Genomic DNA, 23,351 nt, shown 5'->3' on the forward strand with positions numbered 1-23,351 from the left:
CTCGACGCTGGCTGGCGATACGAGGCGTCTGATGTCCACGGAGGCGTCCGGCCGCGGCCTTCGTAAGGCCATTCGCCGGCAATGTCGGTCCCAAGAATCGGTGGTGATCATCTACCACCTCTGGAGGGACGTCGAATGCCTCAACTCCACCGGCGTGCATTCCTCGGGCTGGCCGGCGCGGCCGGAGCGGGTGCCGCCGCCGCCATCGCCGGCTTCTCCGCAGCACCGGCGTGGGCCGACCCCACCTTCGCCGACAACCCGTTCACCCTGGGCGTCGCCTCCGGCGACCCGCATCCCGACGGCGTCGTCCTGTGGACCCGCCTGGCACCGGACCCGCTCGCCGTCGACGGGATGGGCGGAATGCCGCCGCGGGTCGTCCCGGTGGCCTGGCAGATCGCCGAGGACGAGCACTTCCGGCGGGTGGTCCGCGCCGGCGCGGAGCGGGCCACGCCGGAGCTTGGTCACTCGGTACACGCCGAGGTCACCGGACTGCGCCCCGACCGCGAGTACTACTACCAGTTCCGGGTGGGCACGCACCTCAGCCCCGTCGGGCGGACCCGGACGGCACCCGCGTACGACGCGGACCGGCGGCGTCTCGCCTTCGGCTTCGTGTCCTGCCAGAACCTGCCCGCAGGGCACTTCACCGCCTACCGGCACCTGGCGGAGGAGGACCTGGACCTGGTCCTGCACCTGGGCGACTACATCTACGAGGGCCCGGGCGCCGGCTCGATCGGTCGCCCGCACCTGCCCGCCACCGAGATCTTCTCGCTCAGCGACTACCGGATCCGGCACGCCCAGTACAAGACGGACCCGGACCTTCAGCTCGCCCACGCCCGGTTCCCGTGGGCGGTCACGTGGGATGACCACGAGGTGGAGAACAACTACGCCGACGGGACCTCCGAGGATCCGAAGCAGTCGCAGGAGAGCTTCCGCCAGCGCCGGGCGCTTGCCTACCAGGCGTATTACGAGCACATGCCGCTGCGCCGGCTCAGCATCCCGCAGGGACCGGACATGCGGTTGTACCGGCGGCTCCGTTACGGCAACCTCGCCGAGTTCAACATCCTCGACGGCCGGCAGTACCGCTCGGACCAGGTGCCGGCCGGGATGGACGACCCGTCGCGGACCATGCTCGGCAGCGCCCAGGAGCAGTGGCTGCTCGACGGCCTGGCCGCCTCGACCGCCCGGTGGAACGTGCTGGGCAACCAGACCGTGATCGCCCAAGCCGACCGGGACCCCGGTCCCGGCAAGCGGCTGTCGGACGACAACTGGAACGGCTACGCGGCGGCCCGGCAGCGCCTCTTCGACGGGGTGGTCGAGCGTGGCGTGGAGAACATGGTGGTGGTCACCGGCGACGCGCACTGCAGCATGGTCGCCGACCTGAAGCAGAACTTCGACGACCAGTCGTCCCGTACGGTCGGCGTCGAGTTCCTCGGCACCTCGATCACCTCCGGCGGCAACGGCGCGGAGCTGGACACCCGGGGTACCGAATGGCTGGCCAGTAACCCGCACATGCGGTTCTACAACGGCCGGCGAGGGTACGTCCGCTGCCAGCTCGACGAGCAGCAGTGGCGCACCGACTACCGCGTCCTGCCGTACGTCACCGAGCCCGGAGCCCCGGTGTCCACCAGGGCCAGCTTCGTGGTGGAGAGCGGCCGGCCGGGCGCCCAGGTGGACGTCGCCTGACGAGCTCCGACGCCGCCCCGGGCCGCGCGAGCGCCGTGCTGCATCGACGTCGACGGGCCCCGGTCACCGTTCTCGGCGACCGGGGCCCGTCGGGTCAGGCGAGGTCGTACCGGTCCAGGTTCATGACCTTGACCCACGCCGTGACGAAGTCCTGGACGAACTTCTCCTGCGCGTCGCGGCTGCCGTAGACCTCCGCGATGGCTCGCAGCTGGGAGTTCGAGCCGAAGACGAGGTCAACGGCGGTGGCGGTCCACCTGACCTCGCCCGTGGCGCGATCCCGCCCCTCGAACACGTTCTCGGCCGAGGTGGCTGCCGTCCACTCCGTGCCGGTGTCGAGCAGGTTCACGAAGAAGTCGTTCGTCAACGCCTCGGGCCGGTCGGTGAAGACGCCGTGTCGTGCGTTCCCGGTGTTGGCCTGCAAGGCCCGCATGCCGCCGAGCAGCACCGTCATCTCGGGAGCGGTCAGGGTCAGCAGGTTGGCCCGGTCCAGCAGCAGCGTCTCCGGCGGCAACTTCTGTCCGGCTCGCAGGTAGTTGCGGAATCCGTCTGCCCTCGGCTCGAGCACGGCGAACGACGCCACGTCGGTCTGCTCCTGCGAGGCGTCCGTACGGCCCGGCCGGAACGGCACGGTGATCTCGTGGCCGGCGTTCCTCGCCGCCTGCTCGACCGCCGCGCATCCGCCGAGGACGATCAGGTCGGCAAGCGACACCTTCGTGCCGCCGGACTGGGTGTTGTTGAACTCCTGCTGGATCCGCTCCAGGGCCCGCAGCACCGTGGCCAGTTCGGCCGGGTCGTTGACCTCCCAGTTCCGCTGCGGCTCGAGGCGGATCCGGGCCCCGTTGGCGCCGCCACGCATGTCGGTACCGCGGAAGCTGGCCGCCGACGCCCACGCGGCGCGGACCAGTTGAGCGATGGACAGCCCGGATTCCAGGATCATGCCCTTGAGGGCAGCGATGCCGTCAGCCCCGATGAGCTGGTGATCGACCGCGGGGACGGGATCCTGCCACAGTTGCGGCTCGGGAACCCACGGGCCCAGGTAGCGCGTGACGGGCCCCATGTCGCGGTGCAGCAACTTGTACCACGCCTTGGCGAACGCGTCCGCGAGCTGATCCGGGTTCTCCAGGAAACGCCGCGAGATCGGCTCGTAGATCGGGTCCACGCGCAGCGCGAGGTCGGTCGTCGCCATCATCGGGGCGTGCCTGACCGCCGGGTCGTGCGCGTCGGGCACGGCGTCCGCCCCGGCGCCGCCCTTCGGCTTCCACTGCTTCGCGCCGGCCGGGCTCTCGGTCACCTCCCACTCGTAACCGAAGAGGGTCTCGAAGAAGCTGTTGTCCCACGTGATCGGGGTGGGCGTCCACGCACCCTCGAGCCCGCTGGTGATCGTGTCCCGGCCCTTGCCGCTACCGAAGGTGTTCTTCCAGCCAAGGCCCTGGCTCTCGACGGGAGCGCCCTCGGGCTCCGGGCCGACGTATTCGGCGGAGGCGGCACCATGGGTCTTGCCGAACGTGTGGCCGCCGGCGATCAGCGCCACCGTCTCCTCGTCGTTCATGGCCATGCGGCGGAAGGTCTCGCGGATGTCCCGGGCCGCGGTCAGCGGATCCGGGTTGCCGTTGGGGCCCTCCGGATTCACGTAGATGAGGCCCATCTGCACGGCACCGAGCGGGCCGGCGAGCTCCCGGTCACCGCTGTAGCGCTCGTCCCCGAGCCAGGTGTCCTCCGGCCCCCAGAAGATCTCCTCGGGCTCCCAGACGTCCTCCCGCCCGAAGCCGAAGCCGAAGGTCTTGAAGCCCATCGACTCCAGGGCGACGTTGCCGGTGAAGACCAGGAGATCTGCCCACGAGATCTTCCGCCCGTACTTCTGCTTGACCGGCCACAACAGCCGGCGGGCCTTGTCGAGGTTCGCGTTGTCGGGCCAGCTGTTGAGCGGCGCGAATCGCTGGGCGCCGTCGCCGGCGCCGCCACGGCCGTCCTCGATGCGGTACGTGCCGGCGGCGTGCCAGCTCATCCGGATGAAGAGCGGCCCGTAGTGGCCGTAGTCGGCCGGCCACCAGTCCTGCGACGCCGTCATCACGTCGAGGATGTCCTGCTTGAGCTCGTCCACGTTGAGGGTCTTGAACTCCTCGGCGTAGTCGAAGTCCGCGCCCATCGGATTGGCTCGCGGCGAGTGCTGGTGCAGAACCTGCAGGTTCAGCTGATTCGGCCACCAGTCCTGGTTGGTCCGGGGCCGGTGCGGGGTCGGAGTGGGGGATGGGATTACCGGGTTTTCACTCTCGCTGCCGCGCTCGGACACGTCGCTCCTTCTCCTGTCGTGGTTCTCGTTCGTTCAACTGTTGGCGTTTGCCGCGAGACACTCGCGGCAAACACCCCAGTAGATGACGTCGGTCAGCGCGCACAGCACGTCGTACCCGGCCTGGTGAAACACCTCGGGCAGTTCCTACGCACGGCACCGAAGATGGAGACGGTGTCGGCGTGCGGATGCGCGTGCACCGCGGCCGGCACCGCCCGCCGCGGACGGGTCACGCGGAGCGCGGCACCGCGCAGCATGCGCTCGAAGTCCGAGGATCGCGACCACAGTGCGCAGTATGCTCCATTTTATTCTGGAATGCACCAAATCCAGCGGTGCGCGGCGGGGAGCCTGAGCCGGCCCGGCTGACCCAGGCGCGGCGGCATCGCGGTGGTCAACTCGCCGCGAGCAACGCCATGATGTTCTTCTCGGTGACGCTGGGGCCGGTCAGTTGCCCCACGACGGCGCCGTCGCGCAGCACCAGGACCCGGTCGCAGGAACCGACGAGTTCCTCCAGATCGGAGGAGATCAGCATGACCGCCAGCCCGTCCACCGCGAGATCGTCGATGAGCGCCTGCACCTCGGACTTGGTGCCGATGTCGATGCCGCGGGTGGGCTCGTCGAGCATCAGCACCCGCGGGTGCGTGGCGAGCCAGCGGGCCAGCAGCACCTTCTGCTGGTTGCCGCCGGAGAGTTCCCCGACCGGCTGGTGCGGGCCGGTTGCCTTGATCCGGAGCCGGCGCACGAAGGTCTCGACGATCCGGTCGAGGCGGGCCTCGGAGACGATGCCGGCGCGGGAGAGCCGGGGGAGCGCGGCGAGCGCGATGTTGTCGCGCACCGACAGCGAGGCGATGATGCCCTCGGTCGTACGGTTCTGTGGCAGCAGTCCCACGCCGGCGCGGACTGCGCCGGCGATCGAGCGCCGGGGCAGGCGGGCGCCGGAGACGGTCACCTGCCCGGCGTCCAGCGGCATGGCGCCGGCGATCGCCTTCGCCGTCTCGCTCCGGCCCGCACCCAGCAGCCCGCTGAGGCCGACGACCTCGCCCGGCCGGAGGTTGATCGACACGCCGCCGAGAACGTGGCGGCGGGTGAGTCCGGTGGCCTGCAGGATCGGCGGGTCGGCGGGCTCCGCGGCCACGCCGCCGGGGGCCGGCGCCCCGCGCGCCACCCGCCGGCCGAGCATCAGCGACACGAGCCGCATCCGGTCGAGGCCGGCGAGCGGACCCGTGTGCACCAGCCGGCCGTCGCGCAAAACGGTGGCCCGGTCGCAGATCCGCTCGATCTCGGCGAGGCGGTGGCTGACGTAGACGATCGACCGGCCCTGGGCCCGCAGCGCGTCGAGCATGGCGAGCAGTCGTTCGACCTGATCGTCGTCCAGGCCGGCCGTGGGCTCGTCGAGGACGATCACCGAGGTGCCGATGGCGACCGCGCGGGCCACCGCGACCAACTGCTGGATCCCGGCGTCGAACGACTCGACGGGCTGGCGTACGTCGATCCGTAGGCCGCAGCCGGCCATGATGTCGCTCGCCCGGGTGTTCATCGCCGCGACGTCGATGAGGCCGAGCCGGTGGCGCGGTTCGCGGCCCAGGAACAGGTTGCGGGCGACGCTCATCTGGGGGACGAGGTTGGCCTCCTGGTGGACAGCGCCAATCCCGGCGCGCTCGGCGTCGCGCGACGAGGAGAACCGCACCGGCGTGCCGCGCAGCCGCAGCACGCCCGCGTCCGGTCGGTCGATGCCGCAGAGCACCTTGACCAGGGTCGACTTGCCGGCGCCGTTCTCGCCGAGGATGGCGTGCACCTCGCCCTGTCCGAGGGTGAAGGAGACGTGGTCGAGCGCGCGGGTGCCGGGGTAGTTCCGGACCACGCCCGCGGCTTCGATCACGGTGCTGCTGCCTACCACGGTGCCTCCTCGCAGCGGCCGGCGAGCCGGCTGAGGCGAATGATCGCGCACGGCGAGTGGAATGGTAAAGATGTCAGGGCCGGGCGACGTGCAGCCGGATGGCCCGGTTGGCCAGTTCGTCGAGCACGTCGCGGGGGGCGGCGTCGTCGGTCACGAGGTGGTCGATCTCGTCCGTGGGGATGGTCTGCACCATGGTGTCGACTCCGATCTTGGTGTGGTCGGCGAGTACGACGATCTCCTCGGCCGCCGCGGCGAGCGCCCGGTCGACGCTGGCGACCTGCATGTTCGGCGTGGAGACGCCGCGTTCGGCGGTGAGGCCGTTGCCTGAGATGAAGGCGCGGCGGACCCGCAGACCCGCGAGCGAGCGTTCGGCGGCGCTGCCGACCAGCGCGAGGATGGCGCCGCGCAGCGTACCGCCGGTGAGGACGACCTCGACCCGCGGCGCGTTGGCGAGCGCCTGGGCGACCAGCAGCGAGTTGGTCACGACGGCGAGTTCGGCATACCGGGTGAGCTGTTGGGCGAAGAGTTGGGTGGTGGTGCCGGCGCCGATGACGATGGCGTCGCCGTCCTCGACGAGCGATGCCGCGAGCTCGGCGATGGCGGCCTTCTCGGCGGCGGCGACCTGGGCCTTTTGGGCGTACGTGGGTTCCCGGGACAACGCACCGGGCAGGGTGGCCAGCGCGCCGGGCAGGGTGGCGCCGCCGTGATGGCGGTTGAGCAGCCCGTCGGCCTCCAGGATCCGCAGGTCACGTCGGACGGTGACCTCGGAGGACTGCACGGCCTGGGCGATGTCCCGCAGCGAGACCGCGCCGTTGGCGTGCATCAGTTCGAGGATGCGTTGCCGGCGCTCGGCGGCGAACATGGTCCGCCGGCCCTCGGTCGCCGTCCGGGAGTCGTCGCCAGGTGCCACGTTGTCCTCTCTTCGTGAACGGGTCGGTCTGGTTTTGATCGTACTCCGCACGGTCGGAGGGCCAGGTGAGAGCGCTCCCGGATCGTTTCTGATCGGATCTGATCGAATGCTATTGACTTGAGATCGTGACGATGATTGATTGTTTCCCAACGATTTCAGGCAGGCCTCCACCCGGTCCGGCCGGCTCAGCTCCGGCCCGCTGCCCGGGCGCTCCGGCCTGCCCTCTCACGCCATGCTCGTGAGAAAGGGGCCCTGAACGATGAGAAGAGCAGCCACCGTGCTGGCCGCCGTGGCCTGCGTGCTCGGCGGCGTGCCAGGGGTCGCGCGCGCCGAGGCGACCTGGCATCCGGGCACACCACCGATCGCCACGCCATGGACCGGCCAGGTGTCGCCGGACAACGCGCTTCCCGACTACCCCCGTCCGCAGCTGGTCCGTAAGAGGTGGGAGAGCCTCAACGGGGTCTGGCAGTTCGCGGGGGCGCACGAAGGCGAAGCTCCGCCGATCGGCGAGCAGCTCAGCGAGCGGGTGCTCGTGCCGTACCCGATCGAGTCGGCGCTGTCCGGCATCCAGCGGCACGAGGACCGGATGTGGTACCGGCGCACGTTCGGCGTGCCGGCGAACTGGCGGATCGGCGGCGACGAGCGGCTGCGGCTCAACTTCGGCGCCGTCGACTACGACGCCACGGTCTGGGTAAACGGCGTCAAGGTCGCCACCCACCGCGGCGGCTACGACGCCTTCAGCGTCGATGTCACCGACGCCCTGCACGGCCGGGGAGCCCAGGAGTTGGTGGTCGGCGTCGAGGACCGCACCGACCAGACCTGGCAGCCGGTCGGCAAGCAGCGCAACCGGCCCGACCGCGGCATCTTCTACACCTCGTCCTCCGGCATCTGGCAGAGCGTGTGGATGGAGCCGGTGTCGGCGAGCCACGTCGAGCGGCTGCGGATGACCCCGGACGTCGACGACGCCAGCCTCCGACTCACCGCGCAGGTCGCCGGCGGCAGCGGCCGCACGGTCGAGGCCGTCGCCTACGCCGGCAACAAGGTCGTCGGCCGCGCGTCCGGGCCGGCCGGCGCCGAGCTGCGCGTCCCGGTGCCGAACCCGCAGCTGTGGTCGCCCGACTCTCCGTACCTCTACGACCTGCAGGTGCGGGTGCTGGACGGCCGGAAGGAGGCCGACCGGGTCGAGTCCTACTTCGGCATGCGCGAGGTGACCAAGGTCAAGGGCGCCGACGGCAAGCTTCACCTGGCCCTCAACGGCAAGATCCTGTTCAACATGTCCACCCTGGACCAGGGCTTCTGGCCGGACGGCATCTACACGGCACCGACGGACGAGGCGCTGCGCTTCGACATCGCCGAGACCAAGCGGCTCGGCTTCAACACGATCCGCAAGCACATCAAGGTGGAGCCGGACCGCTGGTACTACTGGGCCGACCGGCTGGGCCTCATGGTGTGGCAGGACATGCCGGCCATGCGTACGGGGGGTATCCCGCCGGTCGACGCGCAGCAGGAGTTCGAGCGGCAGCTGAAGGAGATCGTCGCCGAGCACCAGAGCTGGACCTCGATCACCGTCTGGGTACCGTTCAACGAGGGCTGGGGCGAGTGGGACCGCTCGGCGACCGGGCGGATCGCCGACGAGCTGCGGGCCCAGGACCCGAGCCGGATGGTCAACGCGCACAGCGGCGTGAACTGCTGCGACTCCAAGGGTGATTCGGGGCGCGGCGACATCGTCGACTTCCACCAGTACGTCGGACCGGCCTCGCCGGTGCCCGGCGGGGACCGGGTCGCCGTGGACGGCGAGCACGGCGGCTTCGGTCTGAAGGTCGACGGCCACATGTGGTTCGGCGACGGCCACGCCTATGAGATGACACCGGACAGCGCCACGCTCACCCGACGCTACGTGGAGAACCAACGTGACCTGCTGACCGTGGCCAACCGGTGCGGGCTCTCCGGCGCCGTCTACACCCAGACCACCGACGTGGAGCACGAGGTCAACGGCTTCTACACCTATGACCGCCAGGTCCAGAAGATGGACTTCGACCGCGTCCGGGACGTCAACCGGGCCATCGTCCGCTCGGTCGACGGCACCGGCGCGAACGCCCCGCAGCTGCCGCCGGGCACGCCCGGGCTGACCGGGGTGGGCTGGTGGCCGCTGGACGAGGGCGCCGGCACGGTGACCGACGACAAGGCCGGCAACCACGACGGGACGTTGGTGAACGGCGCGACCTGGACCACCGGCCACTCCGGCGCCGCGGTGCAGCTCAACGGCGTGAACCAGTACGTCGACACGGGTGCCGCGATCCTCGACACCACCGGCAACTACTCCGCGTCGGCATGGGTCAAGCTGGACAGCCGCGGCGGGTTCGCCACCGCGGTCAGCCAGGACGGCGGCAGCCACAGCGCCTTCTTCCTGCAGTATTCGGGCGCGGACAACCGGTTCGCGTTCAGCTTCGCCGGGGTCCGGGCGCTCGCTCCGGCCGCACCCGAGACCGGCCGCTGGTACCACCTGGTCGGCGTGCGGGATGCCGCTGCCGGCACGTTGACGCTCTACGTCGACGGTCAGCAGGCTGGCACGGCCAGTTCCTGCCTGGGCGAGGCGTCCAGCGGACCGACCGTCATCGGGCGGGCCAGGTTCAACGGCGGCCCGGTCGACTACTGGCGCGGCGCGATCGACCAGGTTCGGATCTACGACCGCGCGCTGTCCGCCACCGAGGTCGGTCAGCTGTACGCCTCCGGAGGCCTGCGGTGAGGCGAATCCGCCTCCTCGCCGTCGCCGCCGCGGTGCCCACCGCGGCGGCGACGGCCCCCGACCCCATCCCCGCTGAGTGAGAACCGCCTCGGGAAAGGAAGCCCTCATGTCCAGGACATCCGGATTGGCGGCGGTCGCGCTGGCCGCCCTGCTCGCCACCGCGGCGTGCGCCAAGGGCGAGGACAGCGGCGATACGCCCGCACCGGCCGGCAGCGCAGGCCAGCAGGTCGTGCAGAGCCAGGGCGCCGCCGGCCCGACCTGCACCTTGCAGAGCTTCGGCGGGCAGAAGTTCGACCTGAAGAAGGACGTGGTCGGCTTCTCCCAGTCGGAGAAGGAAGCCAACCCGTTCCGGATCGCCGAGACCAGGTCCATCAAGGACGAGGCCGCAAAGCTCGGCATCGCCAACCTGCGGGTCACCAACGCGCAGTCCCAGTTCTCCAAGCAGATCTCGGACGTGCAGCAGCTCATCGCCCAGGGCGCCAAGCTGCTGGTCATCGCGCCGTTGAACTCCGACGGCTGGGAGCCGGTGCTGAGGCAGGCGGCGGAGAAGAAGGTCCCGATCATCACCATCGACCGCAAGATCAACGCTCAGCCGTGCACCGACTACCTCACCTTCATCGGGTCGGACTTCTATCAGCAGGGCGAGCGGGCGGCCGACCAGATGATCCAGGCCCTCGGCGGCCAGGGTGAGGTCGCCATCCTGCTCGGCGCGCCCGGCAACAACGTCACCACCGACCGGACCAAGGGCTTCAAGGACCGGATCCAGGAGAAGGCACCGGGCATCACCATCTCCTTCGAGCAGACCGGCGAGTTCACCCGGGAGAAGGGCCAGCAGGTCACCGAGCAGCTGATCCAGTCCCGCCCGGGCACCAAGGGGATCTACGCCGAGAACGACGAGATGGCGCTCGGGGCGGTGACGGCGCTCAAGGGCGCGGGTAAGTCGCCCGGCCAGGTCAAGATCGTGTCGGTGGACGGCACCCGCGCCGCCGTGCAGGGCATCGTCGACGGCTGGCTGTCCGCGGTCGTCGAGTCGAACCCACGCTTCGGGCCGCTCGCCTTCTCCACCACGCAGAAGTTCCTGGACGGGGAGGGGATCCCGGCCACGGTGATCATCAGCGACCAGGAGTACACGACGGCGAATGCCAAGGAGAGCCTGGGAAACGCGTACTGATGGCGACCGCGGTTCTGGAGGCCCGGGGAATCTCGAAGGGGTTCCCCGGGGTCCTCGCCCTGGACGACGTGTCCTTCCGGCTGGATGCGGGGCAGGTACATGCCCTGGTCGGCGAGAACGGCGCCGGCAAGTCGACCCTCATCAAGGTCCTCACCGGCGTGTACCGGCCGGACCGGGGGACGCTCCTGCTGGGCGGCGAGCCGGTCACCTTCGACCACCCCCTTGCCGCCCAACGGGCCGGGATCTCGACCATCTACCAGGAGGTCAACCTCGTCCCGCAGATGAGCCTCGCGCACAACCTGCTGCTCGGGCGGGAACCGCGCAGCCGGCTCGGGGTCATCGACATGACGCAGCTGTACGTCGAGGCCGAGCGCGTGATGACCCGGTACGGCATCCGCATCGACGTGCGCCGGCCGCTGCGCTCGCTCGGCATGGGCACCCAGCAGATGGTGGCGCTCGCCCGCGCGGTCTCCATCGACGCCCGCGTGGTGATCATGGACGAACCAACCTCGGCCCTGGAACCGCGGGAGGTGGACACCCTCTTCGGCGTCATCGCCGGCCTGCGGGCGCAGGGCATCTCGCTGATCTACGTGAGCCACCGCCTCGACGAGCTGTACCGGATCTGCGACCGGGTCACCGTGCTGCGCGACGGCAGGGTGGCGCACGCCGGACCGCTCGACGAGCTGCCGCGGGTGGATCTCGTCGCGCTGATGCTCGGCCGCGACCCCGCCGAGATCCGGCGGGAGGGGGCGACGAAGTTCTCCGGCGAGCACACCGCCGCAGCCAGCGGGCCGCTGCTGGAGGCCCGATCGCTGTCCCGCCGACCAGCCCTGCGTGACGTGTCCGTGCAGGTCCGTCCCGGCGAGGTGGTGGGCCTGGGCGGGCTGCTGGGCGCCGGGCGCAGCGAGACGGCCAAGGCGATCGCGGGTGCCCTCCCGCTCGACGGCGGTACGGTGCTGGTGGCTGGGCAGGAGGTGCGCCGCGGTTCTCCGGCGGCCGCGATCCGGGCCGGCGTCAGCCTCGTCCCCGAGGACCGCAAGGCCGAGGGCATCGTGCCGACCCTGTCGGTAAAGGACAACATCGCGCTGGCCGCCCTGCCCCAGCTGTCCCGGTCCGGAGTGGTGTCCGACGCCCGGGTTGACCGGATCGTCGACAGCTTCATCCGGCGGCTCCGTATCAAGGCCGCCTCCCCAGACCAGAAGGTCGCCGAGCTGTCCGGCGGCAACCAGCAGAAGGTCCTGCTGGCCCGCTCGCTGGCGACCGGCGCGAAGGTGCTGCTGCTCGACGAGCCGACCCGGGGCATCGACGTCGGGGCCAAGGCCGAGGTGCAGGCACTCATCGACGAGTTGGCGGCCGAGGGGCTCGGGGTGCTGCTGATCTCCTCCGACCTGGAGGAACTCGTCGAGGGGGCGGACCGGGTCGTGGTCCTGCGCGACGGCGCGGTCGCGGGCGAGCTGAGCGGGGATCAGGTTACGGAAGAAGCGATCATGGCAACGATTGCCGCGACAGGAGAGACCGATGGCTGACCTCGCGGTCGCGCCGCGCGCCTGGGGCGGGCGGGTACGCCTGCTCGCGTGGCTGCAGGAGTACGGCGTCTACGTGTCGGTGCTCGCGCTCCTGCTCTTCAACGTGGTGTTCACGCCGCACTTCCTCGAGGTGGCGAACTTCCGGACCCAGCTGATCCAGGTGGCGCCCGTCGTGATCACCTCGCTCGGGATGGCGCTGGTGATCGGCACCGAGGGTATCGACCTGTCCGTAGGTTCGGTGATGGCGCTCGCCTCGGCGGTGGTGGTGCTCTACCTCGGGTACGGCGCTCCGGTCGCGATCGTCGCGGCCCTGATCGGCGGCGCCGCCGTCGGCGCCGGCGGCGGCGCGCTGGTGGCGTACGTGGGGGTGCAGCCCATCGTGGCGACGCTGGCACTGCTGGTGGGCGTACGCGGCCTGGCGAACGTGCTGGTGCCGCAGCTCACCGAGTTCCGCAACCCCACGCTGATCACCCTCGGCAGCCGGTCCGTGCTCGGCCTGCCGCTGGTGGTCATCATCGCGGCGGCGCTCACCGTGCTGGTCGCTTTCCTGGTCAAGCGCACCACCTTCGGCCGCCAGCTGGTCGCCGTGGGTGGCAACCGGGCCGCGAGCCGGCTGTCCGGCCTGCCGGTACGACGCGTCCTGGTCACCGTCTACCTCATCTCCGGTCTACTCGCCGCGGTGGCCGGGGTGCTGGCCACGTCCCGGCTGCAGGCCAGCGACCCCACCTCGCTGGGCCTGCTCATGGAACTGTCCGCGATCACCGCCGTGGTCGTCGGCGGGACCCCGCTCACCGGCGGCCGGGTCCGGGTGCTCGGCACCGTGCTGGGCGCCCTGCTCATCCAGCTCCTCCAGGCCACGCTCATCAAGCACAACCTGCCGCAGTCCTGGACCCAGATGGTCCAGGCGGTCATCATCCTGGCCGCCGTCTACGCCGCCCGAGGGAGGCGCGCATGACCACCACCATCGCCGACGCGGACGCGGACGCCGGCGCCGAGGCGCGGCGCCGGCCGGGCGCACTGCGCCGTGAACGGGTCGGTCACCTTCTCCAGCATCACGGCGCGCTCATGGTGCTGGCGGTCACCGTCGTGGTCGGGGCCGTCGCCTTCGACTCGTTCGCCACCCCACAGAACGCCGCGAACATCGTGGTGTCGTCGTCGTTCCTGGCGATCGTCGCGATCGGGATGACCTTCGTCATCATCAGCGGCGGCATCGACCTCTCCGTCGGCTCCTCCTTCGTGCTCGCCGGGGTGCTGGCCGCCTACGGCTCCCGGTACGGGCTGCTCGTCGCGTTGCTGCTGCCGCTCGCGGTGTGTGGCGCGATCGGGCTGGTGCAAGGGCTGATCGTGGCGCGCACCGGCATGGCGCCGTTCATCGTGACCCTGGCGGGCCTGCTCGGCATGCGTGGCCTCATGCTCGCGGTCTCCGACGAGGGGGCGAACACCTACCTGGTGCAGAACGACGCCTTCAGCGCGCTGGGCCAGGCGTCCGTCCTCGGCCTCACCGCGCCGGTCTGGATCACGCTAGGTCTGGTCCTGCTCGGCGGCGTGCTGCTGCAGCGCACCGGCTTCGGGCAGAAGGTGTATGCGATCGGCGGCAGCGAGGAGGCCGCGGTGCTCATGGGCGTGCCGGTCGCCCGGGTCAAGGTCCTCGTCTATCTCATCTCCGGACTGCTGGCCGGGTTGGCGGGCGCCCTCAACGCCGCCCGCCTGTCCTCCGGCGTCACCATCCTCGGCGCCGGCATGGAACTCGACGTCATCGCCGCCGTGGTGATCGGCGGCACGCTGCTCACCGGCGGCGCCGGCGGGCTCACCGGGACGATGGCCGGCGTGCTGCTGCTCGGCGTGATCCAGAGCCTGATCAATCAGATCGGCGTGCTCACCTCGTCGTTCCAGCAGGTCGTCAGCGGCGCGTTTCTCGCTCTGGTGGTGGTCCTGCAGCGGATCCTGCACCGGGCGCAGCGACTGTCCTGAAGGCGGTATGCGTCGCTGGTCCACTCGCGATCGGCCGCGACTCCACTCGCGACGGATCTCGATTGTCACGAGCATGTCTCGCAGGTCAAATAGCTGTTGATCTCTATTGCCACGCCGCCCGAGCGAGTGGTACGCAGTTTGGGCCAGGTTGATCCCCAAGCGGTCAGGAGGCGGCGATGACCGTTGTCCTTCGCTGGCCGAACGGCGGCTGCTGCCCCAGAAAGGTGGACCCATTCATGAACCACGCGCAGAACGAAGGGCTGAGCCGACGCCGCATCCTGGGCGGGGCTGCCGGGCTGGCGGCGGGAGCCGCGGCCGTCGCGGCGGGCCTGCCATCCGGCAGCGCGTCCGCCGCCCCCGCGCAGAACGCGCCCGACCTCGCCCGCTGGCGTAGGCAAGCTGCGCACGTGACGATCACGCGCGACGACTGGGGCGTCCCGCACGTGGTGGGCAAGACCGACGCCGATGCCGTGTTCGGGATGATGTACGCCCAGGCCGAGGACGACTTCAACCGGATCGAACGCAACTACCTGGTGAGCCTCGGCCGCCTCGCCGAGGCCGAGGGCGAGAGCGCGATCTGGCAGGACCTGCGCCAGCGGCTGTTCATCGACCCCGAGGCGCTGAAGGGGGACTACGCGAAGAGCCCGGCCTGGTTACGCGAGCTGATGCAGGCCTGGGCGGACGGCCTGAACTACTACCTCGCGACCCACCCCGAGGTGCAGCCACGCGTGATCAACCGGTTCGAGCCGTGGATGCCGCTGAGCTTCTCCGAAGGCAGCATCGGCGGCGACATCGAGCGGGTGCCACTCACCCAGCTCGAAGCCTTCTACGGCAGGCGCGCGGTGCCGATGACCGATGAGGAGCGCGGGCTGCTGTTCCGCGAACCGAGCGGCTCGAACGGCATGGCGATCGCGCCGAGCCACACCCGTGACGGCCATGCGCTGCTGCTGATCAACCCGCACACCAGCTTCTTCTTCCGCTCCGAGCAACATGTGACGAGCGGCGACGGGCTCAATGTCTACGGCGCCGCCACCTGGGGGCAGTTCTTCATCTACCAGGGCTTCAACGCGAACACGGGCTGGATGCACACGTCGAGCGGCGTCGACAACGTCGATGAGTTCGCCGAGACGATCGTGACCGGAGCGGACGGCAGCCGCTCCTACCGCTACGGCAACGAGCTGCGGCCGTTGACGACGAAGACGATCACATTGTCGTACCGCACCGCGGAGGGCGGGCGGGCGCAGCGCAGCTTCACCACCTTCGCCACCCACCACGGCCCGATCGTGCGTGAGGCGGACGGCAAGTGGATCGCGTTCGCGCTGATGAACAAGCCCGTCGAGGCGCTGCAACAGAGCTTCCTGCGCACCAAGACGCGGGACTACGAGGACTTCATCCAGGTGGCGGGCCTCAAGGCCAACAGCTCGAACAACACGCTCTTCGCGGACTCGACGGGCGAGATCGCCTTCCTGGTGCCGCAGTTCATGCCGGTCCGAGACGATCGCTTCGACTACCGCAAGCCCGTCGACGGCAGCGATCCGGCAACCGACTGGCGCGGGCTGCACAGCCTCGGCAGCCTGCCACAGGCGGTGAATCCGGAGAATGGCTGGGCGTTCAACACGAACAACTGGCCCTGGACCGCGGCCGGCGCGGACAGCCCCAAGGCCGCCGACTATCCACGCTACTTCGACCAGGCCGGCGAGAACCCGCGTGGGCCGCAGGCCATCCGGGTGCTGAGTGCCCGGCGGGACTTCACCCCGCAGACGCTGATCGCAGCCGCCTTCGATACGTATCTCACCGCGTTCGCCCGGCTGGTGCCGGGGCTCGCCGCAGCGTGGGACAAGCTGCCGGAGGGCGACCAGCAGAAGGCGAAGCTCGCCGCGCCGATCGGCCTGCTGCGCGGCTGGGACTATCGCTGGGGTGCGCAGTCAACCGCGACGTCGTTGGCCGTGTTCTGGGCCGAGGCGCTCTGGGCGCCCCTGGCCCAGGCGGCGCGAGATGCCGGTATGTCGATGTGGGACTACCTCGCCGAGCGCGCCACCGATGCGCAGCGGCTCGCGGCGCTCGAGGCGGCGGTGGGGCGGCTGACCCAGGATTTCGGCAACTGGCAGGTGCCCTGGGGCGAGGTCAACCGGTTCCAGCGCAACGACGGGGCGATCGTCCAGACGTTCGACGACGCCAAGCCGAGCAGCCCGGTGCCCTTCACCTCCGCGCAGTGGGGCTCCCTCGCCTCGTTCGGGGCACGGCGCTACCCGGGCACGAAGCGCTACTACGGCACCAGCGGCAACAGCTTCGTGGCGGTCGTGGAGTTCGGGCCGCGGCTGCGCGCCTGGGCGGTGACGGCGGGGGGCGCGAGCGGGCATCCCGACTCGCCGCACTTCAACGACCAGGCCGAACGGTACGCGAGTGGCGACCTCCGGCCCGTCTACTTCTATCCCGAGGAGCTCAAGGGGCATGTCGAGCGGAGCTACAAGCCGGGCAAGTGATCAGTCGCCAGCGAGGAGTTGATCGGCAAGCCGCTCCGCCGCGCTGACCCGCCCCTATGGTCTTCGTCGATGCCGATGCGCGTGCTGGCCACCCGGTCCGTGCGCGCGTCGGCGTCGGCGCTGATCCGGGCCACGACCGTGGCGAGGGAGGTGTCGTCCGGCCGCCAGGGCTCCGCCGCGCCGACCTGCTCGGCCTCGGACACGTCACGCAGGGCGCGGTGTCTCGGCGGCCCGGAGTGGGTCAGCCGACAGAAAGCCCGGGTAGCGCGTAGCGGACCGGCGGGAACCGCCATGATGAGCAGGTGAAGATCCTCTCCATCCAGTCGTCGGTCGCCTACGGCCACGTCGGCAACTCGGCGGCCGTCTTCCCCCTTCAGCGGCTCGGGCACGAGGTCTGGCCGGTACTGACCGTCCACTTCTCCAACCACACCGGGTACGGCGCGTGGCGCGGGCCGCTGCTCGCGCCGGTCGACGTGGCCGAGGTGATCGCGGGCATCGCCGATCGCGGGGTCCTCGGCAGCGCCGACGCGGTGCTGTCGGGCTACCAGGGCGACCCGGCGATGGGCGCGGTGATCCTCGACGCGGTGGACAGGGTCAAGGCGGCCAACTCGGACGCGGTGTACTGCTGCGACCCGGTGATGGGCGACGTGGGCCGCGGCCTGTTCGTCCGGCCGGGCATCCCGGAGTACCTGCGGGACGTCGTCGTCCCGCGCGCGGACATCATCACCCCGAACCAGTTCGAGCTGGACTTCCTCGCCAGCCGGAGGACGAACTCGCTCACCGAGTTGCTGGCGGCGGTCGACGTGGTCCGCGAGACGGGGCCACGGCACGTCCTGGTCACCAGCGTGCTCCACGGCGACGTGCCGGCGGGGTCGCTGGAGGTGGTGGCCGTCTCCGACGAGGGCGCCTGGGCGGTGACCACACCGCTGCTGCCGATCAACCCGAACGGCGGCGGCGACGTCACCGCGGCGCTGTACCTGGCGCATCTGTGGACGACGGGCTCGCCCGCGACAGCACTGGAACGCACCATCGCCTCCGTCTTCGCCGTACTCGAGGCGACCCTCGCGGCGGGCACCCGGGAGCTCCAGCTGATCGCCGCCCAGGACGCGATCGCCGAGTCGCCAACCACGTTCACCGCCCGGCGGCTGCGCTGACGACGTCCATCGGCGCCACGGGTGCCGTGCGGCGCGGTCAGGGCTCTCGCGCTCCGGAGTGGGCGACCGCCAGGAGGTGATCCGAACTACTCTCCAGCCCATGACTTCGATCTCACCGGACAGGCGCGGCGTCGACTCCGCCCTGGACCCCTCGGCGGAGCAGATCCGGGACATGGGTGCGCGCGCCGTCGAGTGGATCGCCGCCCACCACGACTCGATCCGGGACCTGCCCATCGCCCCGCGCACCTCCGCCGCCGCGCTGAAGGAGCTGCTCGCCGAGCCGCTGCCCGTCGAGGGTCGGGACTTCACCGACCTGCTCACCGTCTTCCGTGAGGTGGTCGTCCCCGGCAGCCGGCACAACGGGCATCCCCGCTTTTTCGGGTACGTCTCGGCACCAGGCACCGCGGTCGCCGCAGTGGCCGACCTCCTCGCGTCGGCGCTGAACCCGAACCTCACCGCGTGGCGGTCGGCGCCGGCTCCCGTCGAGCTGGAGCACGTGGCCATCGACTGGATCAAGGAGGCCCTGGGCTGCGACCCGGGCGCCGGGGGCCTGTTCATGAGCGGCGGCTCGATGGCCAACTTCACCGCGCTCGCCGCCGCACGACACCGGCACTGCGGCGAGGCGGTCGCCACCCACGGCGCGGCCGCCCACCCCGCGCCGCTGCGCGTCTACGCCTCCACCGAGACCCACCACTCGATCCACAAGGCCGCCGCGCTGCTCGGCATCGGCCGCGCGAACGTCCGCGAGATCCCGGTGGACGCCCGCTTCCGGATGGACGTCGACGCCCTGGTCCGCGCCATCGAGGAGGACCGGGCCGCCGAGGCGGAACCGCTCTGCGTGGTGGCGAACGCCGGCACCGTCGTCACCGGCGCGGTCGATCCGCTCGCCGAGATCGCGGCGGTCGCCCGGCGCTACCGGCTGTGGATGCACGTCGACGCCTGCTATGGCGGATTCGCGCGGCTCGCTCCCTCGGCCCGTCCGCTCTTCGACGGCATGTCGGAGGCCGACTCGATCGCCCTCGACCCGCACAAGTGGCTCTACCTACCCGCCGACTGCGGCTGCCTCATCTACCGCGACCCGGAGGGGGCGCGGCCGGCCTTCAGCCTGGACGCCGACTACACCCGCGTCATGCAGACCGAGCCCGCCGAGGCCTTCGCCTTCTGGGACTACGGACCCGACCTGTCCCGGCGATTCCGGGCGCTCAAGGTCTGGATGGCGCTGGCGCACGCCGGTTCGCGAGCCGTCGGCGACGCGATCGAGGGCAACCTCGACTGCGCCCGCCACCTGGCCGACCTTGTCGACGCCAGCGCCGACTTCGAGCTGCTCGCCCCGGTCGAGCTCTCCATCTTCTGCTTCCGCTACCTGCCGCGCACCGCACCTGCCGGCCCACGGTCCGAGGCCGACGAGGAGGAACTCGACCGCCTCAACGAACGGATCATGGTGGCGTTGCAGCAGGCCGGCAGCTCGTACCTGTCCAACGCGACCATCAACGGCCGCTTCGCGCTGCGCGGCTGCGTGCTCAACTACCGCACCACCCGCCGGGACATGGAGATCCTGCTCGACGACGTACGCCGCGCTGCCGAGCAGGTGATCGAGGAGACACGCTGACGAATCACGGAGTTGCCGGCGGCGTGACGGCTCGCCACTCTCGCCGAGGCCTCCGGTGCCGCCGCGCAGATCACCGATCGTGCCGGCGACTCCCGCACCTTTTCACGCTCCTTCCACAGTGCTTCCACCATCCGCCGGCACATTCGAAGTCAGTCAATGTCAACGGCCGTTTCCGGCGGCGGGGTGACCGGGTCCCGGTGGCAGGTGATGCCCGCCGCGACCCCTGGATCACGGGGAAGGACTGATCACCGTGCAATCGACATCGTGGATGGCCCGGACGAGGGAGTTGAGTGCCGCATGACCAGAAAACCGTATCTGCGCGGCCTCGCCATGGCCGCCGCCGTGCTGACGGCGGTCTCGCTGCCGGCGGCCCCGGTCGCGGCGGGAACCGCCGCCGAGGCAGCCGCTCCCGCCGCGGCGGCGGTGGTCCCCATCGCCGCCGGCGAGGTCCACAACTACGCCTGGTTCAACAGCAAGCAGGAATTCCCCGACATGCACAAGGGGGTCGGCGCCCACGTGGCCCGGCTCATCAACGCGACGCCGACCGGGGCAACCCTTTCGCTCACCCTCTACTTCTTCAATCGTCAGGAGGTCCTCGACGCGCTCAAGGCCGCCGCGGCGCGTGGGGTGCGGGTACGCATCGTCATCAACGGCAGCCAGGTCTGGGCCGGGGACGCCTTCTACCAGGCCCTCAAGGCGACCCCGTCGATAAGGGTCGTGGAGTGTGGCACGAGGCGCCCCGACAAGCAGTCGACCCGCGGCTGCATGACCGACCGTACGGGGTCCCCGTTGAACAACCCGCCGCTGCTGCACGACAAGTTCATGACGATCTCCAGCGTGCGGCTGGCGGGAGGTGGAACGGCGAGGAACGTCCTCTACGTCTCGTCGGCCAACCTCGACTACTACGCGGCGTACGAGGATGCCATCACCATCAGCCACGCCGGCCTGTACGCGGACTACCTGCGCTACTTCAACGACCTGATGGCGCACGGCAGGTCAGGGGCGAGCGACGACAACGCGGGCCGGACCTACGCCGCCGGCGCACACCGCCTCTACACCTTCCCGCGCCGGGAGGCCGCCGGCAGCACCGCGCGCAGCGGGAGCAACGACCCGGTCGTACGCATTCTCAAGGGCCTCAGCTGCTCCAGTTCGACGAAGGTCGACCTGGCGAACTTCCGGATCCAGCGCCGGGCCGTGGTGAACGAACTCATCGCCGCACGTAAGCGCGGGTGCCAGGTCCGGATCGTCACCGGCGCCAAGTCCGGGGCCCCGCACGACAAGGGTAAACCCATGGCCGCGTTGGTGGACCTCGCCAGGGCCATGCCCGTCCACCTCTGCGGCTACACGGAGAACGAGAAGGGCGAACAGCAGGGCATCCCGATGCACGAGAAGTTCATGATCATCCGTCAGGGTGCCCAGTCGACGCTCTACCTGGGCAGCCACAACCTGACGTACCGGGCGCTGCGGCAGAACGACGAGAACATCCTGGCGCTGCGTAACCACCCGCTCGCCACGCCGTTCCAGCGGCGGTTCGAGTCCCACCACAGCACCTGCTGGGTCTACAACCCGCCGGCGGGCGTCGCCTTGACGCCGAGCGACGCCGACGACGAACCCACCGCCTGAACACGAGGAGCCGGCGGCTGAAGCCTCCCGGCGTCCGGCGGGGGTGGCCGGCCGGGTGCCTGATGCCCACTCCGCCGGCACCGCCGCGCCAGGGCCGACCGTCCGCGGTCGGCCCTGGCGCCGCTGACCGCTGATCGTTCCCCGGGTAGCGCTGTCGGCCGGCCCTTCGGGCGTGATCTTCGACGTGGTACAGGTGGACGTCAAGCTGACGGGGTCTCTTCTTGGGCCGGGTCAGCCGCCGTGGTTGTATGGCGCGCCGACGGTGTAGAGCAGGGTGGCGAGCGCGGCCAACGCAAGAGCGATTCTCAGCTTCATGGCACTCGATGCTATGCATTGACGGACATCGACCGCTTCGGCGGTATCGGTGGCGGCCTGGCGCTGTTCGTATGCCGATGCCGGATGATCAGGTAGCTGGATTCATCGATCAGTGGTCGGCGTATCCTCCGACATCGCTGTCGAGGGTCGGTCCGCCAGGGCGGCAGCGAAACGCGCCGCGAGCGTCGCGATCGCGGCACGGAGCTCTTGTCCGCCAACAACGCGGAAGGCGAACGGCACACTCGCCAACCACTCCTGGGCATACATCACCGGATTGCTCGTGCTGCCGACAAGCACGCACCCGTCTCCTGATGGTTCCAGCCGTCCCATGGGAGGCCGGATCCACGGGGCCACCTCAGCCGGTGGAGCGTCGAACACCACATGGGTGGGGAACTCCCACCCCATGCCCAGGTTCTCCTCCAGCGCGGCAACCGGGTCGAGGTCGTCGGGCGGCTCGAACTCGCGCGTGGTCTGCTGGACCGCGCGGACCCGGTCAACGCGGTAGGTGCGGATCGCGTCCGCCCGATGGGAATGACACAAGAGGTACCAGCGCCCGTGGCGGACGACGACCGCCCAGGGGTCCACCTCGGCGTCCCACTGGTTGCCGGTCTCGCTCCGATACGTGACCAGCACGCGGCGTCGGGCCGCGACGGCAGCGACGAGTGCGCTGGTGGTGGCGGGATCTGGACGGGCCGAGTACCGGTCGGGCGCGGCCGACGCATGCTGCCGCAGCGCGGCCGCTTGCCGGCCGACGCTCTCGGGCAGGGCCTGGATGACCTTGCTGAGGGCAGCACCTACGAGGTCGTCGACGTCGGCGGCGGCCGGCTGGCCGTCGAGCACCGCCATGACCAGACCAAGCGCCTCGGCCTGCGTGAAGATCACCGGGGGCAGCCTCGTCCCGCGCCGGAGCCGGTACCCGCCGTGAGGGCCCCGAGCCGACTCGACGGGGATGCCCGCCTCCCGGAGGATCCCGACGTACCGGCGCGCGGCCCGCTCCGTGACACCGAGCCGCTCGGCGAGTTGGTCGGCGGTCGTGCCGGGGCGGGTCTGGAGGATCTCGAGGGCACGTAGTGCTCTTGCGGTGGGGCTGGGATCGGTCGGCACACGAGCAGGCTAGGAAATCACGAGATGAACCGGAAGTGGATCGTCCGGAACTGGCCCTAGCGTGATGTCCGTGACCGAGTTCCGCGAGCAGGACCTCACCGGAGCGCGCTTCGAGCGCGTGAGCCTCCGAGGCGCCACGTTCACCCAGGTGGCACTGAACGACGCCAGCATACGCGCAGTCGACCTCACCGGGGTGCAGGTCCGCGGAGCCCTGTTCAACCGCTGCCGAATGCGCGGCGTCGAGCTGGTCGACGTCGAGATCAGCGGCGAGCTACAGAACGTCGTCGTGAACGGCGTCGACATCGCGCCGCTCGTCGACGCCGAACTGAACCGTCGCATGCCAGACCGGATGCGGATGCGCCCCGACGACAGCGACGGGTTCCGTGCGGCGTGGGCAATCCTGGAGCGGCTGTGGGAGGGCACCGTCGCGCGGGCGAGCGCGTTCCCCGAAGCGGCGCTCCACCGTAGCGTCGACGACGAGTGGTCCTTCATCCAGACCCTGCGGCACCTCAACTTCGCCAGCGCTGCCTGGGTGGACCGGATGATCCTCGGCAACGCATCGCCATGGCACCCGTTGGACCTGCCGTGGGACGAGGCGCCCGGTTGGGACGGCATCCCCTGGGACCGGGAGGCACGACCCTCGCTCGACGAGGTGCTCACGGTCCGACGCGAACGCCTGGACAGAGTCGGTCGCGTCATGGCGTCGCTCACCGACGAGCAGCTCGCCGCCGAGGTGACTTGCACCGAGCCGGGATGGCCCCGGTTTGACCGCTTTCCCGTCAAGGAATGTCTCCGCATCGTCCTCACGGAGGAATGGGAGCACCGGCGCTATGCCGAACGTGATCTGACCGCACTGGAAGAAGGGAACTGAT

16 protein-coding genes are annotated in these 23,351 nt (G+C 70.4%); 11 read left to right on the forward strand and 5 right to left on the reverse strand.

Features of this window, described 5'->3' with window-relative positions:
• The first annotated feature begins 135 nt into the window (after nt 1-135).
• Nucleotides 136-1,683, forward strand: coding sequence for an alkaline phosphatase D family protein (locus ABZ783_RS10705; protein WP_357436101.1), 1,548 nt, complete (start codon nt 136-138; stop codon nt 1,681-1,683).
• Between the two features lie 94 nt (nt 1,684-1,777).
• Here the strand turns inward: ABZ783_RS10705 and katG are convergent, their stop codons facing one another.
• The 3 genes from katG to ABZ783_RS10720 all read right to left on the reverse strand — a co-directional run bounded on the left by katG (nt 1,778) and on the right by ABZ783_RS10720 (nt 6,777).
• Nucleotides 1,778-3,973, reverse strand: a complete 2,196-nt coding sequence (gene katG, locus ABZ783_RS10710; RefSeq protein ID WP_357436102.1) for a catalase/peroxidase HPI — start codon at nt 3,971-3,973, stop codon at nt 1,778-1,780.
• A gap of 388 nt (nt 3,974-4,361) precedes the next feature.
• A complete protein-coding gene (locus ABZ783_RS10715) occupies nt 4,362-5,867 on the reverse strand; it encodes a sugar ABC transporter ATP-binding protein (protein ID WP_357436103.1) in 1,506 nt (501 codons plus the stop codon).
• Nucleotides 5,868-5,940: 73 nt separating this feature from the next.
• A complete protein-coding gene (locus ABZ783_RS10720; RefSeq protein ID WP_357436105.1) occupies nt 5,941-6,777 on the reverse strand; it encodes a DeoR/GlpR family DNA-binding transcription regulator in 837 nt (278 codons plus the stop codon).
• A 259-nt stretch (nt 6,778-7,036) separates the two neighbouring features.
• Between ABZ783_RS10720 and ABZ783_RS10725 the strand changes: the two genes are divergently transcribed.
• From ABZ783_RS10725 to ABZ783_RS10750, 6 genes are all read left to right on the forward strand, one after another.
• Nucleotides 7,037-9,523, forward strand: a complete 2,487-nt coding sequence (locus ABZ783_RS10725) for a LamG-like jellyroll fold domain-containing protein (RefSeq protein ID WP_357436106.1) — start codon at nt 7,037-7,039, stop codon at nt 9,521-9,523.
• A gap of 106 nt (nt 9,524-9,629) precedes the next feature.
• Nucleotides 9,630-10,694, forward strand: coding sequence for an ABC transporter substrate-binding protein (locus ABZ783_RS10730; RefSeq protein ID WP_357436108.1), 1,065 nt, complete (start codon nt 9,630-9,632; stop codon nt 10,692-10,694).
• Complete coding sequence (locus ABZ783_RS10735) at nt 10,694-12,220, forward strand: sugar ABC transporter ATP-binding protein (protein WP_357436109.1); 1,527 nt, start codon at nt 10,694-10,696, stop codon at nt 12,218-12,220. Before ABZ783_RS10730 ends, ABZ783_RS10735 begins: the two co-directional genes overlap by 1 nt.
• Nucleotides 12,213-13,175, forward strand: coding sequence for an ABC transporter permease (locus tag ABZ783_RS10740; RefSeq protein WP_357436110.1), 963 nt, complete (start codon nt 12,213-12,215; stop codon nt 13,173-13,175). Before ABZ783_RS10735 ends, ABZ783_RS10740 begins: the two co-directional genes overlap by 8 nt.
• Nucleotides 13,172-14,191 (forward strand): ABC transporter permease, encoded by a 1,020-nt coding sequence (locus tag ABZ783_RS10745; RefSeq protein WP_357436112.1) that lies wholly within the window; start codon nt 13,172-13,174, stop codon nt 14,189-14,191. The genes ABZ783_RS10740 and ABZ783_RS10745 overlap by 4 nt, the downstream gene beginning before the upstream one ends.
• Before the next feature lie 236 nt (nt 14,192-14,427).
• Entirely contained in the window at nt 14,428-16,674 is a 2,247-nt protein-coding gene (locus ABZ783_RS10750; RefSeq protein WP_357436114.1) for a penicillin acylase family protein, read from the forward strand.
• Here ABZ783_RS10750 and ABZ783_RS10755 read toward each other — a convergent pair.
• The gene (locus ABZ783_RS10755) at nt 16,656-16,877 is read right to left on the reverse strand and encodes a hypothetical protein (RefSeq protein WP_357436116.1); all 222 of its coding nucleotides are present in this window, start codon (nt 16,875-16,877) and stop codon (nt 16,656-16,658) included. The genes ABZ783_RS10750 and ABZ783_RS10755 overlap by 19 nt on opposite strands.
• Before the next feature lie 99 nt (nt 16,878-16,976).
• On the opposite strand from ABZ783_RS10755, the gene pdxY reads away from it, so the two are divergent.
• From pdxY to ABZ783_RS10770, 3 genes are all read left to right on the forward strand, one after another.
• Complete coding sequence (gene pdxY / locus ABZ783_RS10760) at nt 16,977-17,828, forward strand: pyridoxal kinase PdxY (protein ID WP_357436118.1); 852 nt, start codon at nt 16,977-16,979, stop codon at nt 17,826-17,828.
• A gap of 100 nt (nt 17,829-17,928) precedes the next feature.
• On the forward strand, nt 17,929-19,437 hold the full coding sequence (locus ABZ783_RS10765; protein WP_357436120.1) for an aminotransferase class I/II-fold pyridoxal phosphate-dependent enzyme: 1,509 nt from the start codon (nt 17,929-17,931) through the stop codon (nt 19,435-19,437).
• Nucleotides 19,438-19,734: 297 nt separating this feature from the next.
• Nucleotides 19,735-21,060, forward strand: a complete 1,326-nt coding sequence (locus ABZ783_RS10770; protein WP_357436122.1) for a phospholipase D-like domain-containing protein — start codon at nt 19,735-19,737, stop codon at nt 21,058-21,060.
• A 417-nt stretch (nt 21,061-21,477) separates the two neighbouring features.
• Here the strand turns inward: ABZ783_RS10770 and ABZ783_RS10775 are convergent, their stop codons facing one another.
• A complete protein-coding gene (locus tag ABZ783_RS10775) occupies nt 21,478-22,479 on the reverse strand; it encodes a WYL domain-containing protein (RefSeq protein ID WP_357436124.1) in 1,002 nt (333 codons plus the stop codon).
• A 70-nt stretch (nt 22,480-22,549) separates the two neighbouring features.
• On the opposite strand from ABZ783_RS10775, the gene ABZ783_RS10780 reads away from it, so the two are divergent.
• The gene (locus ABZ783_RS10780) at nt 22,550-23,350 is read left to right on the forward strand and encodes a DinB family protein (RefSeq protein WP_357436126.1); all 801 of its coding nucleotides are present in this window, start codon (nt 22,550-22,552) and stop codon (nt 23,348-23,350) included.
• Nucleotide 23,351 lies beyond the last annotated feature (1 nt).

The organism is Micromonospora sp. NPDC047738 (assembly GCF_040642675.1).
Classification (GTDB): domain Bacteria; phylum Actinomycetota; class Actinomycetes; order Mycobacteriales; family Micromonosporaceae; genus Micromonospora.